At 64.4% G+C, this 12,612-nt stretch carries 14 protein-coding genes and 3 tRNA genes; 8 read left to right on the top strand and 9 right to left on the bottom strand.

Translation table 11 applies throughout. The annotated features are described in order from the left end of the window. Positions 1–13: 13 nt before the first annotated feature. Positions 14–643 carry an RdgB/HAM1 family non-canonical purine NTP pyrophosphatase gene (gene rdgB / locus DIE11_RS10990; RefSeq protein ID WP_124623494.1) on the bottom strand — a complete coding sequence of 210 codons (630 nt, stop codon included), beginning with the start codon at positions 641–643 and terminating at the stop codon, positions 14–16. Next, on the bottom strand, positions 636–1,376 hold the full coding sequence (gene rph, locus DIE11_RS10985; protein WP_059530129.1) for a ribonuclease PH: 741 nt from the start codon (positions 1,374–1,376) through the stop codon (positions 636–638). The genes rdgB and rph overlap by 8 nt, the downstream gene beginning before the upstream one ends. 175 nt (positions 1,377–1,551) lie before the next feature. On the opposite strand from rph, the gene DIE11_RS10980 reads away from it, so the two are divergent. The 4 genes from DIE11_RS10980 to DIE11_RS10965 all read left to right on the top strand — a co-directional run bounded on the left by DIE11_RS10980 (position 1,552) and on the right by DIE11_RS10965 (position 5,857). Continuing rightward, entirely contained in the window at positions 1,552–2,475 is a 924-nt protein-coding gene (locus DIE11_RS10980; RefSeq protein WP_059598967.1) for a YicC/YloC family endoribonuclease, read from the top strand. Between the two features lie 6 nt (positions 2,476–2,481). Beyond that, positions 2,482–3,165, top strand: a complete 684-nt coding sequence (gene gmk / locus DIE11_RS10975) for a guanylate kinase (RefSeq protein ID WP_059598968.1) — start codon at positions 2,482–2,484, stop codon at positions 3,163–3,165. Between the two features lie 58 nt (positions 3,166–3,223). Continuing rightward, positions 3,224–3,427, top strand: coding sequence for a DNA-directed RNA polymerase subunit omega (rpoZ, locus tag DIE11_RS10970; protein WP_006025620.1), 204 nt, complete (start codon positions 3,224–3,226; stop codon positions 3,425–3,427). Positions 3,428–3,490: 63 nt separating this feature from the next. Further along, positions 3,491–5,857 (top strand): bifunctional (p)ppGpp synthetase/guanosine-3',5'-bis(diphosphate) 3'-pyrophosphohydrolase, encoded by a 2,367-nt coding sequence (locus tag DIE11_RS10965; RefSeq protein WP_059598969.1) that lies wholly within the window; start codon positions 3,491–3,493, stop codon positions 5,855–5,857. Positions 5,858–6,032: 175 nt separating this feature from the next. On the opposite strand, the gene DIE11_RS10960 is transcribed toward DIE11_RS10965, so the two are convergent. The 3 genes from DIE11_RS10960 to DIE11_RS10950 form a co-directional block, all read right to left on the bottom strand. Next, positions 6,033–6,109: transfer RNA gene (locus DIE11_RS10960), tRNA-Arg, on the bottom strand. A gap of 67 nt (positions 6,110–6,176) precedes the next feature. Then, positions 6,177–6,253, bottom strand: a tRNA-Arg gene (locus DIE11_RS10955). A gap of 67 nt (positions 6,254–6,320) precedes the next feature. Beyond that, positions 6,321–6,397, bottom strand: a tRNA-Arg gene (locus DIE11_RS10950). Positions 6,398–6,527: 130 nt separating this feature from the next. Between DIE11_RS10950 and greB the strand changes: the two genes are divergently transcribed. Continuing rightward, positions 6,528–7,091 carry a transcription elongation factor GreB gene (greB, locus tag DIE11_RS10945; protein ID WP_059530120.1) on the top strand — a complete coding sequence of 188 codons (564 nt, stop codon included), beginning with the start codon at positions 6,528–6,530 and terminating at the stop codon, positions 7,089–7,091. A gap of 101 nt (positions 7,092–7,192) precedes the next feature. On the opposite strand, the gene DIE11_RS10940 is transcribed toward greB, so the two are convergent. Together DIE11_RS10940 and DIE11_RS10935 are read right to left on the bottom strand one after the other, a co-directional pair. Beyond that, on the bottom strand, positions 7,193–8,335 hold the full coding sequence (locus DIE11_RS10940) for a porin (protein WP_059598970.1): 1,143 nt from the start codon (positions 8,333–8,335) through the stop codon (positions 7,193–7,195). A 506-nt stretch (positions 8,336–8,841) separates the two neighbouring features. After that, positions 8,842–9,105 carry a hypothetical protein gene (locus tag DIE11_RS10935; protein ID WP_059680768.1) on the bottom strand — a complete coding sequence of 88 codons (264 nt, stop codon included), beginning with the start codon at positions 9,103–9,105 and terminating at the stop codon, positions 8,842–8,844. Between the two features lie 393 nt (positions 9,106–9,498). Here DIE11_RS10935 and DIE11_RS10930 point away from each other — a divergent pair, with 393 nt between their 5' ends. Together DIE11_RS10930 and DIE11_RS10925 are read left to right on the top strand one after the other, a co-directional pair. Continuing rightward, entirely contained in the window at positions 9,499–9,702 is a 204-nt protein-coding gene (locus tag DIE11_RS10930; RefSeq protein WP_006476615.1) for a cold-shock protein, read from the top strand. 161 nt (positions 9,703–9,863) lie between these two features. Further along, positions 9,864–10,991 carry an exonuclease domain-containing protein gene (locus tag DIE11_RS10925; RefSeq protein WP_124623491.1) on the top strand — a complete coding sequence of 376 codons (1,128 nt, stop codon included), beginning with the start codon at positions 9,864–9,866 and terminating at the stop codon, positions 10,989–10,991. Between the two features lie 36 nt (positions 10,992–11,027). Here DIE11_RS10925 and DIE11_RS10920 read toward each other — a convergent pair whose 3' ends face one another. Continuing rightward, positions 11,028–11,621 carry a chorismate mutase gene (locus DIE11_RS10920; RefSeq protein ID WP_124623488.1) on the bottom strand — a complete coding sequence of 198 codons (594 nt, stop codon included), beginning with the start codon at positions 11,619–11,621 and terminating at the stop codon, positions 11,028–11,030. A 220-nt stretch (positions 11,622–11,841) separates the two neighbouring features. Then, positions 11,842–11,988, bottom strand: coding sequence for a hypothetical protein (locus tag DIE11_RS36255; RefSeq protein WP_009690993.1), 147 nt, complete (start codon positions 11,986–11,988; stop codon positions 11,842–11,844). 197 nt (positions 11,989–12,185) lie between these two features. Between DIE11_RS36255 and DIE11_RS10915 the strand changes: the two genes are divergently transcribed. Continuing rightward, positions 12,186–12,575: a DUF2946 domain-containing protein gene (locus tag DIE11_RS10915; protein WP_124623485.1), complete on the top strand. Its 390-nt coding sequence runs from the start codon at positions 12,186–12,188 to the stop codon at positions 12,573–12,575. Positions 12,576–12,612: the final 37 nt, after the last annotated feature.

The following is a 12,612-nucleotide window of genomic DNA, read 5'->3' as shown; positions in this document are numbered from 1 at the left end:
GTGACGAAGACGATCATGCCGGTTCCTCCGCGAGCCGCGCGAGCAGTGCCTTCAGCGCGAGCGCGCGATGGCTGTGCGTGTTCTTCACGGCCGGCTCGAGCTCGGCCGCCGTCGCGCCGAGCGACGGCAGGTGGAAATACGGGTCGTAGCCGAATCCGTGTTCGCCGCGCGGCGTGTCGACGATCTCGCCTTCCCAGCGACCTTCGGCGAACAGCGGCTCGGGATCGTCCGCGTGGCGCACCAGCGCGAGCACGCAGCAATAGTATGCGCGCCGGTCGGCGACGCCGCGCAGCTGCTCGACGAGGTACGCATTGTTCGCCGCGTCGCCCTTGTCGCCGCCCGCGCGCTGCGCGTAGCGTGCGGAATAGACGCCCGGTGCGCCGCGCAGCGCGCGCACGCACAGGCCCGAATCGTCGGCGATCGCCGGTAGGCCGGTGAGCCGCGACGCGTGCCGTGCTTTCGTCAGCGCGTTCTCGATGAACGTGCCGAACGGCTCGTCCGCCTCCGGCACGGCCAGGTCGCCCTGCGGCACGATCTCGATGCCGACCGTCGAAAACAGCGCGGTGAACTCGCGCAGCTTGCCGGCGTTGTTCGACGCGAGCACGATGCGCGACAGCGGCGCCAGGTTGCGAGCGTCAGACATGGCCGGCGCCCAGCACGTCCTTCTGCAACTGCACGAGCTGGCCGATCCCGCTTTGCGCGAGGTCGAGCAGCGCGTTCATCTCGGCGCGCGAGAACGGCACGCCTTCGGCGGTGCCCTGGACTTCGACGAAGCCGCCGGCGCCCGTCATCACGACGTTCATGTCGGTGTCGCAGCGCGAATCTTCCGCGTAGTCGAGGTCGAGCACGGGTGCGCCTTCGTACACGCCGACCGAGATCGCGGCGACGTGGTCGGTGATCGGCGAGCGCGCGAGCTTGCCGGCCGCGATCAGCTTCGACACGGCGTCGTGCGCGGCGACGAAGGCGCCGGTGATGCTGGCCGTGCGCGTGCCGCCGTCGGCCTGGATCACGTCGCAGTCGATGTGGATCGTGCGCGGGCCGAGCGCTTCGAGATCGAACACCGCGCGCAGCGCGCGGCCGATCAGGCGCTGAATTTCCTGCGTACGGCCCGTCTGCTTGCCGCGCGCGGCTTCACGGTCGCTGCGCGTGTGCGTCGCGCGCGGCAGCATCCCGTATTCCGCCGTCAGCCAGCCCTGGCCGCGATCGCGCAGGAATTCGGGCACGCGTTCGGCGACGCTCGCGGTGCAGATCACCTTGGTATCGCCGAATTCGACGAGTACCGAGCCTTCGGCGTGTTTCGTGTAATGGCGCGTGAGGGCGACCTTGCGCAGTTCGTCGGCGCGGCGGCCGCTCGGGCGGGACAGGGAAGACGTCATGGGGGAATCGTGGACGGAAGAGGAAACCCCGATTTTAGCGCCGAACGGCTGCCTTGCCCGGCGGGGTGGGGCGCAAAAATGGGATAATGCGCGCTTCCCGCCCCGCGCCTTGCAATGCGCCGGGCGCCTCGACATATTCCCGCCCGAGAAGGGCACCCAGACGGCGAGACGAACCATGATCTACAGCATGACGGGCTACGCGAGCGCGACGCGCGAACTCGCGACGGCCACCGGCAACGGCGGCACCAGTGTGTCGGTCGAACTGCGCACCGTGAACTCGCGCTTCCTCGACCTGAATTTCCGCATGCCGGACGACGTGCGCGCGTGCGAGCCCGCGCTGCGCGAAATGCTGATGAACAAGCTGTCGCGCGGCAAGGTCGACGTGCGCATCAACCTGCAGCGCGGCGAGCAGAGCATCGGTGCCGGTGCGCTGAACCAGACGGCGCTCGGCCAGCTTGCCGAGCTCGAGCGCTCGGTGCTCGATTCGTTCCCGGGTGTCGGTCGCCTGCGTGCGGGCGAAATCCTGCGCTGGCCAGGCGTGCTCGCCGAGAGCGGCGTGTCGGCGGAAGCGATCCGCGACGCGGTGCTCGCGTGCGGCAAGGAAGCGATCGGTGAACTCGTCGTCGTGCGTTCGCGCGAAGGCGCGCAGCTGGCGACGATGCTGCTGTCGAACGTCACCGAGATGGAGGCGATCGTCGCGCGCATCACGCCGCTCGTGCCGGAGCTGATCGCGAAGCATCAGCAGAAGATCGTCGAGCGGCTGCAGGAGGCGCTCGGCATCGCGGCGCCCGAAGGCAGCGCGCCGATCGTCACGCGCGAGGAAGCCGCGGAACGCATTCGTCAGGAAGTGACGATGTACGGCATCCGGATCGACATCGCGGAAGAGCTGTCGCGACTCACCGCGCACCTGAACGAAACGCGCCACGTGATCGAGAAGGGCGGCCGCGTCGGCAAGCGTCTCGACTTCATGATGCAGGAACTGAATCGAGAAGCAAACACGCTCGGCTCGAAGGCGGCGGCGAAGGAACTGGCCGACGCATCGATGGCGCTCAAGCTGTTGATCGAGCAGATGCGTGAGCAAGTGCAAAACCTGGAGTAACGCAACATGACCCATCCCACTCACGACGGCCACGCGTCGCATGCGCTGCACGGCGGCGTCTATCCCGGCAACCTGTTCATGGTCATCGCGCCGTCGGGCGCCGGCAAGTCGACGCTCGTGAACGCGCTGCTGTCGAAGGACAGCGACATCTGCCTGTCGATTTCGTACACGACGCGCAAGCCGCGCCCGGGCGAGCAGGACGGCCAGCACTACCACTTCACGACCGTCGAGGATTTCCGCGCGCGCCACGCCGCGCACGAATTCCTCGAAAGCGCGGAAGTGCACGGCAACTACTACGGTACGTCGCGCGTCTGGATCGAGGAGCAGATGATGAGCGGCCACGACGTGCTGCTCGAGATCGACTGGCAGGGCGCGCAGCAGGTGAAGAAGCAGTTCCGCAACGCGGTCGGCATCTTCATTCTGCCGCCGTCGCTCGACGCGCTCGAGGAACGTCTGAAGAAGCGCGGCCAGGACGAGCCGAACGTGATCACGCGACGCCTGCTCGCCGCGGGCAGCGAGATGGCGCACGCGTCGGAAGCGGAATACGTCGTGATCAACGAAAATTTCGATCGTGCACTGGCCGAGCTCGAATGCATCGTCGCGGCGACGCGCCTGCGCTTTGCTTCGCAGTACGCGCGACATACCGAGCTGTTCATCGAGCTCGGCATCCATTTGCCCCACGCGGAATGACGCGGGGGTAGAGGGACATAAGGTAGAATAGGGACTATATTCAGAAGGAATTACCAACATGGCTCGCATTACCGTCGAAGACTGCCTGAAGCAAATCCCCAACCGCTTCGAACTGGCGCTCGCCGCCACTTACCGCGCGCGGCAGCTCGCGCAAGGCCATACGCCGAAGATCGAGAGCCGCGACAAGCCGACCGTCGTCGCGCTGCGCGAGATCGCTGCCGGCCAGGTCGGCGTCGAGATGCTGAAGAAGGTGCCGGTGTAACGCGCATCCGGCCCGTTCCAGCCATGTAGTCCACGCGCGCAACGACTCGACCTGGAGGCGAATATGAGCACCACCCCATCGTCCGCCTCCGCGGATTCGACCACCGAAGCCACGGCCCAGTCGCCTGCGCGCCAGTACATCGACGCGGTCCTCGAACAGTCCTTCCGGCATCTGTTCGGGCCGACCGCCACGCCGGAGCAGCCGCGCAAGCACGGCGTCGTTTCGATCGCGAAACTGACGGCCGCGCTTGCCGAGTATCTCCCTCCGGAAGAAATCAAAGAGGTCAAGGCGGCGTTCCACTTCAGTGACGAAGCCCACCTCGGTCAATATCGCCAGAGCGGCGAACCCTACATCACCCATCCCGTCGCCGTCGCGGAAATCTGTGCCGGCTGGAAGCTCGACGCGCAAGCCGTGATGGCAGCGCTCCTGCACGACGTGATGGAAGACCAGGGCGTGACCAAGAGCGAGTTGGCCGAACGGTTCGGCCCGAAGGTCGCCGAACTGGTCGACGGCCTGTCCAAGCTCGACAAGATGGAGTTCCGCAGCCGCGAGGAAGCGCAGGCGGAAAACTTCCGCAAGATGCTGCTCGCGATGGCGCGCGACGTGCGGGTCATCCTCGTCAAGCTCGCCGACCGTCTGCACAACATGCGCACGCTCGGCGCGGTGCCGATGGAAAAGCGCCGGCGCGTCGCACGCGAGACGCTCGACATCTACGCGCCGATCGCGCACCGCCTCGGGTTGAACAATACGTATCGCGAGCTGCAGGACATGAGCTTCGCGAACTTCAACCCGCATCGCTACGCGACGCTCGAGAAGGCCGTGAAGGCCGCGCGCGGCAACCGCCGCGAAGTGATCAGCAAGATCCTCGAGGCTGCTCAGCGCGCGATGAGCGACGCGAAGCTCGACGCGGAGATCACCGGCCGCGAGAAGACGATCTACAGCATCTATCGCAAGATGCGCGACAAGCAGCTGTCGTTCTCGCAGGTGCTCGACGTATACGGCTTTCGCGTCGTCGTCGAGAGTCCGCTCGACTGCTACACGTGCATCGGTGCGTTGCACGCGTTGTACAAGCCCGTGCCCGGCAAGTTCAAGGACTACATCGCGATCCCGAAGATCAACGGCTATCAGTCGCTGCACACGACGCTCGTCGGCCCGTTCGGCGCGCCGATCGAGTTCCAGGTGCGCACGCGCAAGATGCACGAGATCGCCGAGGCCGGCGTGGCCGCGCACTGGCTGTACAAGAACGGCGGCGCGGATCTGAACGACGTGCAGAAGCGCGCGCATCAGTGGCTGAAGTCGCTGCTCGACATCCAGAGCGAAGCCGGCGATTCGAGCGAATTCCTCGAGCACGTGAAGATCGACCTGTTCCCGGATGCGGTCTACGTGTTCACGCCGAAGTCGAAGATCATGGCGTTGCCGCGCGGCGCGACGGCGCTCGATTTCGCGTATTCGATCCACAGCGATCTCGGCAACCAGTGCGTGGCCGTGAAGATCAACAACGAGTTGCTGCCGCTGCGCACCGAGCTGAAGAGCGGCGACATCGTCGAGGTCATCACCGCGCCGTATTCGAAGCCGAACCCCGCGTGGCTCGGTTTCGTGCGCACCGGCAAGGCGCGTTCGGCGATTCGTCACTACCTGAAGACGATGCGCCTGAACGAGTCGGTGCAGCTCGGCGAGCGGCTCGTCGATCAGAGCCTGAAGGGTTACGGGCTCGCGCTCGCCGATGTAACGCCGGAGGTGTGGGAGAAGCTCGTCCAGTGGACGGGCAACAAGAGCCGCCAGGAAATCTTCGCGGACATCGGCCTCGGCCGCCGCGTCGCCGCGGTGATGGCCAAGCGCATCGAGGTGCTGATGACCGGCCGCGATGCGGACGACGATCTGCCGAAGTCCGAGCGGCATCCCGCGCACAATGCGCCGCCGGTCGTGATCACCGGCACCGAAGGGATGTCCGTGCAACTGTCGGCGTGCTGCCGGCCGATTCCGGGCGATGCGATCATGGGCTATATCGGCATCGGCCTCGGGATGGCGATTCATACGACCGATTGCCGGGTCGCGCAGCGCATCCATCGTCGCGATCCGGGCCGCTGGATCGACGTCGAGTGGGCGCCGCAGCCGGGTCGTCTGTTCGACGTCGCAGTGAAGGCGCTCGTGAAGAACACGAAGGGCATCTTCGCGCGCGTCGCGGCGGACATCACGTCGGCCGACGCGAACATCGTTCACATCGCGATGGACGAGGATCTGACGCACGAATCGACGGTGCTGCGGTTCGTGATCCAGGTCAGCGATCGCGTGCATCTCGCGAACGTGATGCGGCGCGTGCGGACCAATCCGGACGTGATGCGGATCATGCGCGAGCGCTCGACCGACGACAGCGTGCATGCGCGTCACGACGGCGGCATGCGCATCGAGCGCGAGCGGCAGGATTACTGACGTCGCGCGGTGGTCTGCGGCGGGATGCGACGGCGGCCACGGGCCGCCGTTTTCATGTGTGCAGCGGGTCGGGCGCTGTCGTGAAGTGGCAACCCGACTCGAGCGGGCGGTGGCCGAACAAAAGAGGGGGGCGGAAAAGAAAAAAGGGCCTTCCCGGAGGAAGGCCCTTCTGAGGTGGCGCGGCTGGCAGGATTCGAACCCACGACCCCTTGGTTCGTAGCCAAGTACTCTATCCAACTGAGCTACAGCCGCACGCAAAAACAAAACGCTACAACATCGAACTGAAAGGGCCTTCGGTTTGGAAGGCCCTCGAAAAAGGTGGCGCGGCTGGCAGGATTCGAACCCACGACCCCTTGGTTCGTAGCCAAGTACTCTATCCAACTGAGCTACAGCCGCACGCAAAAACAAAACGCTACAACATCGAACTGAAAGGGCCTTCGGTTTGGAAGGCCCTCGAAAAAGGTGGCGCGGCTGGCAGGATTCGAACCCACGACCCCTTGGTTCGTAGCCAAGTACTCTATCCAACTGAGCTACAGCCGCACGCAGAAGCGGAAGTATAGCAGGGTTGTATAAAAAGGGAAGCCTTATTCGCAAAAAATGTCACCCGATCCTGGGCGGCCGCGTTCGTGTACCCTTGATGCATCAGTCATCCAAGTGTTGAATCTGCATCATGAACAAGGCGTTTGTCAAAGAGTCGGACGGCGACGACGACGATCTCGACCCGAGTCAACCCGCGATTCCGGCGGGCACGAAGAATTACATCACCCCGGCCGGCCACAAGCGGCTCAGGGACGAACTCCTGAACCTGATCGACGTCGAGCGCCCCGAAGTCGTGCGGTTGGTGTCGTGGGCCGCGTCGAACGGCGATCGATCGGAGAACGGCGACTACATCTACGGCAAGCGGCGGTTGCGCGAGATCGACCGCCGGATCCGCTTTCTGACGAAGCGGCTCGATCTCGCCGAAGTCGTCGACGCGAGCCGGCAGGAGAATGTCGACCAGGTGTTCTTCGGCGCGACCGTCGATTACGCGACGCCGGACGGCGAGGATCACACCGTCACGATCGTCGGGATCGACGAGGTCGATCTCGATCGCGGCTGTGTCAGCTGGATTTCGCCGGTCGCGCGAGCCCTCATCAAGGCGAAGATCGGCGACACCGTCACGCTGATGACGCCGGCTGGTCCCCAGCCGATTGACGTGCTCGACGTTCGCTATCCGGCACCGGGCAGCGCGTGAGCGGGGAGCGGTGCATTCGCACAGCGCAGCGCTGAAACGACGAGCGCCCCGGGTGGGGCGCTTCGTCATGGTCCTTGCCGGGCGGGGACCGATCGCATTGCTCAGAAGCGGTGGCGCATGCCGGCCGTGACCGCGATCTGCTTGTTCGTCGACGACGCGGTGCCGAGCCCGTTGATGTTCGCGCCCACAGCCAGGCCGTCCGCATTGACCCGCTGGTACTCGCCCTGCAGATACAGGTCGGTGCGCTTCGACAGCGCATAGTCGGCCTGCAGGTTGAACTGATGCCAGCTGGGCGTCTGGCCGTCGAGGCGGCCGTCGGTGTACGTGTACGAACCCGCGAGCGAGAATGCCGGTGTCAACGCGTAGCGGCCATTCACTTCGTAATTGTTGAAGCGCGTGCCGCCGGTGAGCGGGATGCCGCCCGACACGCCGGACTGCCCGGCGCTGATCCTGGCCGAATCGGTCAGGCGCGTCTGCGTGAACACGAAGCCGGCCGTCGCGGGCCCGAACGTGTAGTTGAGGCCCGCGCCCCAGGTGCGCTGACGGCTGGCGGCGAACGTCCAGTCGCCGGCCACCGCGCCGGGGTCGCTGGCTGCGAGCGACAGCGCGTTGATGTTGTTGTTGAGTTGCATGTACGCGGCCGCGACGTTGAAGCCCAGATAGCTGTACGACGCGCCCACGCTGTATGCGCGGTTGTTCGAGAAATCGCTGGAATTCGAGAAGCCATACAGCGCGCCGAACTTCAGGCCGCCGTAATTGGCACTCTGATACTTGACCGAGTTGTTGATCCGGAACGAGTTGTTCAGATTGTCGTTGTCGAATGGGTGCGCGAACTGCGTGCCGCCGTATTGGGTGCCGGTCAGCGACAGCGGGCCGAGGAAATCGACGACGCTGTCGTACTGGCGGCCGAGCGTGAGCGAGCCGTAGCTTTGGTGCGCGAGGCCGACGAAAGCCTGGCGGCCGAATTCGCGGCCGTTCTGCTTGAGCGAACCGTTGTTGATGCCGAAGCCGTTTTCCAAGGTGAAGATCGCTTTCAGTCCGCCTCCGAGATCCTCGGTGCCGCGCAGGCCCCAGCGGCTGCCGTTGATCGAGCCGCTGGTCTCCTGCCACGCGCTGTGACCACCCTGGTTGTTCGTATAGGTGATGCCTGCATCGATCAGGCCGTACAGCGTGACGCTGCTTTGCGCATGGGCGGCAGTGGCACACACGCCGGTCAATGCGGCGACGATCAGGGGCTTTTTCATGATCTGTCTCCAAACAGGATGATGTCGATCGAACCTGCTGCGGGCATCGGCGGCGTCGCGTGTCGGCGACGCCGTGCGCGTTGAGCGCGGCGCCTTCGTCGGAAATCCATTTGCAGTGTACGGATGGGTCCGGGTGCAAAAGGAAATTGCTTCCGGCAATACTGTATTTTGAATCCCGCAAGAATGAGTGTATGCGCCGGGAGCCCCGGCCATCAAGACTTTGCGGCAGCGCAGCAGGCGGAGAAGGTGCTCAGGACTGCATAACGGGTGTCGTGGGCGTTGCGCGATCGCGACAGGCAATCAGTGGCGGGCGGGGCAGACCTCGCGCGATTATTGACACATCGGCAATAGAGGTTTGTGCCGAGCATGGATAATGAAAGGATGTTCTCTCGCTATACTGCGATCTCTGCTTTCCGAAGCAGACTTTTTCGTTGACGGAAAAGATCTCCAAACCTTTGTCGGCGCGACTTCCCAGTCGCGCTTTTTTTTGCCCGTCTCCCGGATCCCTATTGCTTGTACGAGCGCCGCTTGCGCTTGCCGGTCGGCTGCGTGTCATCGGCCTCGGCCAGCGGCGGCGTGTACGTCCAGTCTTCCATCACGTAGTGACGGGCGTCCAGCGGTGAGGCCAGCAGGTTCTGCCAATGATCGCCGTGCCAGGTGGGGTCGAACTCGGTGTCGCATGGCGTTTCACGAGACTCGGCCAGCGCGCGGGACTTGCGGCGTACGCGTGCGAGCCGGCTCGCAAGGCGTTTGATTCCGTCCAGCCACATGACCTTCTCCTTCCAATGCCTTGCACCAGCATCGCTACGTCCTTCGTTCTTGGCAATCCGGAAAAAACCCGATGATTTTACCGGCCCGATTTGTCCCCGGTAGGTTTTTCATGTTTTTGATTATCGGTGATTCGATGCCGGTAATATTGACAGGTTTTTGATGCGGATCAATTAATAAAAGACGATGGTGTACCGATTCCAGTGGTATTGACGTTTTTTTGATAAAGAAGGCGCCAAAAATTCCCTTGACGCACCCGGATTGTCCAATTTATAAAGTCAGCACTCCGTCCCCGGGCGGAGCGCTGGGGGTGAGTGTCGGCGCGCCGTTGCGGGATTTCGGGAAGCGGCTATAAACAGTAGCTTTTTTGATCTAATCGAGTGGGGAACGAAGGTATGGATACCGGTATCGTAAAATGGTTTAACGATGCTAAAGGTTTCGGCTTTATTACGTCCGACAATGGTGGCGAAGATCTGTTTGCGCACTTTTCCGAAATCCGGATGGACGGCTTCAAAACGCTGAAGGAAAACCAGCGCGTTTCCTTCGATGTGAAAGTCGGGCCGAAAGGCAAGCAGGCAGCGAATATCCAGGCGGTCTGACGCGCCACGCATTGCCGATCACGTCCGGCCCCCGCATCGCGGGGGCTTTTTGCTTTTTGGGGCACGAAAACCCGTGACCGGCGAATCGAATCCGCTTCGGACTGGTCGCGAACACGCCTGCCGGTGCATACTCACGGAAGCATTGTCTCTCCCGCCTTTTCATGTCCGATTTCCGTCCGTCCGATCCCGCCTGCGAACAGCCGCTCGTCTTCGTCGATCTCGAAACCACCGGTGGTTCGTCCGCCGAGCACCGCATCACTGAAATCGGCGTGGTCGAAATCGGCCCGCTGGGCGTATCGACATGGACGACACTGGTCAATCCGGGGCAATCGATTCCGCCGTTCATCCAGCAACTGACGGGCATTTCCGATGAGATGGTGCGCGACGCGCCGTCGTTCGCGTCGCTCGCGCCCATGCTGTTCGAGCGGCTCGACGGCAAGCTGTTCGTCGCGCACAACGCGAGCTTCGACCGGGGCTTCCTGCGTGCCGAATTCGAGCGCGCCGGCTTCGCATTCAATCCGGACGTGCTGTGCACGGTGCGGTTGTCGCGCGCGCTGTTTCCGCGGGAGGCGCGACACGGACTCGATGCGCTGATCGAGCGGCATGGCCTCGTTCCCGCCGCCCGCCACCGGGCGCTCGCGGATGCCGATCTCCTTTGGCAGTTCTGGCGGCAATTGCACGAGATCGTGCCGCTCGAGCGTCTGCGCGACCAGATTGCGCGCACGACGCGCCACTTCCGTCTCGCGGGCGGCATGACCGAAGCGTGGCTCGATACCGCGCCGGCCGGATGCGGCGCGTACGCGTTGTTCGGGGAGGGCGACGTAGCGCTGTACGTTGGCCGCAGCGTGCGCGTGCGGCAGCGCTTGCGCGCGCTGCTGACCGGCGAGCGGCGTTCGTCGAAGGAAATGCGGATTGCGCAGCAGGTGCGGCGCGTCGAATGGCGGGAGACCGGCAATGAACTCGGCGCAATGCTTGCGGAAGCGCAGTGGATCGCTCGTCTGCGTCCGTCATACAACCGGCGTCCCGCGGCCGAAAGCGCCCGTGCCGGCAATGTGCCCTGGCCGTTCGACGGCCCGGTCGCGTTCGAGGCGAGCGGCGAGCGCCGCCTGTTTCATGTGATCGACGGCTGGCGCTACCTCGGTGTGGCCGAATCGCTCGATGCGGCGGCGCGGCTCGTGGCCGATGGCGCGGACGGTGCAGTCGAGCCGCATACCCATCGCCTGCTGCAGACGCATCTCGCGCGCGGCCTGCAACTGATTCCGATAGCGGCGCTCACGCCTGCCGACTGAGCACCGCCGGCTGCAGCGCGCCATGGCCGCGCGTCATCAGCCGATCGCGCTGGCGCCGCCGGCCGAGCAGACGTGCGACAGCGCGATGCCGAGTGCCTGCGTCTGGGTGCGGTCGTAGCGCGTAAGCGTCTTCCAGTTCGCGATGCTGCGTGCGAGCCGCGCCTGGCAATCGGGCGCGTCGCGCAGCGGTGCGACTTGCGCGAGGCCGGCCAGCATCTTTTGCGTGAGCTGGTCGAGCGCCGGCCGCGTGCTGGTCGCGAGGTCGGGCGGCGAGCCTTCCGGCGGCCGCGTCGCGCGCCACGTTGCGAAGAGCGCGTTCTGCACGTCCTTGCTCGCGGCGATCTGATCCTCGAAGAACGTGCGCGCGAACGCGGGATCCACGCCGGACTGTGCGGCACGCTTCTCCACCGATGCGAGCAGGGCCGCTTCGCGCGGCCGGTCCTCGATCGCCTGGTGGTTCGCCCATTTCCATCGCGCGACGGGTTCGGCAAGTGCGAGCCGCTGCGATGCGAGCGCGACGAGATTGGTGAGCGCGGTGTCGTCGCCGTCCGCGCGTGCGACGTGCGGTGACGTAAAAAAGGCGACGCCGAGCGCGGCGACTGCGACGCTGGCACGAATGGCTTGTTTCATCGGAACGATCGGGAGGACCGGGCTGGCCGGAGTCGGAAAACCAGAAGAATAGACGAAGACAGTCGCGCGGCGGAACGACGCGACAGAAGAATCAGCGGACGCGCTGATCCGGCACCGTCAGGCCATTGCAGCCCGGGTGCGAAGCGATCTGCGCCGAAAACGCAGCGATGAACCGCACGATATCGATCGACACGTGGCGGTTACAGAACGGAACGTAGGTTCACTTCGGCGAGTACAGCTTGTGCTGCTCGTCGAAGAATGCCCGGACATGCTCGGGCAACTCGGCGAGGAATTCCACGCCGACGGGTTCCGGATCCGGGCTCATCACTTGCTCGGGCGGGGGCATGCGGGTTGGTCTTTCGTCCATGGTCATTTCTCCAGCAGGTTCAATAATTATCAACCTCGCGCTTGGATTTATGCCAGTGGCGAATCGTTAGATTTTGTCTCTGTTGTATTAACGGCACATGCGCAGCTGCGCACTGTGAGATGCCGACTATTGCACCTCGCACGTCGGCAACGATCGGGCCGCTTGCTATACTTGCGCGCACTTTTTCCTGGACCGCGATGAAACGAACGACGCGATGGATCGGCCTCGTATGGTTGGCGCTCGTACTGAACGTACTGTCGCCCGTCATCGGCTACGCGCGTCTCGCATCGAGCGGTTCCGGCGAACTCACGCTCGAATTGTGCAGTGCGGCAGGCGTGCGCCACATCGCCCTCGCGCAGTCGGGCGACGACCGCGGCACAACGCCGTTGGACCATGCCGGCGTGCCGCACTGCGTGTACTGTCCCGGCTTCGCGGCGAACGTGGCGCTCGGCACGAGCCTGCCTGCATTGCCGGGCTTCGTGCGCGCATTCGCGTACCGGGCGGCCGCCCCGGCCGTTCCCGTTTTTCCCCGCAAGGGCATCCGTCTCGCGCAGCCGCGCGGTCCGCCTGAAAACGTCCCGATCTGATTGATATCGTCCGCGCGCTCCGGTGGCGCGCGTGTCG

Origin of the sequence: Burkholderia sp. Bp9012 (genome assembly GCF_003853825.1) — a bacterium.
Lineage (GTDB): Bacteria > Pseudomonadota > Gammaproteobacteria > Burkholderiales > Burkholderiaceae > Burkholderia > Burkholderia diffusa.
The sequence above is the reverse complement of the archived record's forward strand: the minus strand, read 5'-3'. Positions and strand labels throughout refer to the sequence as shown.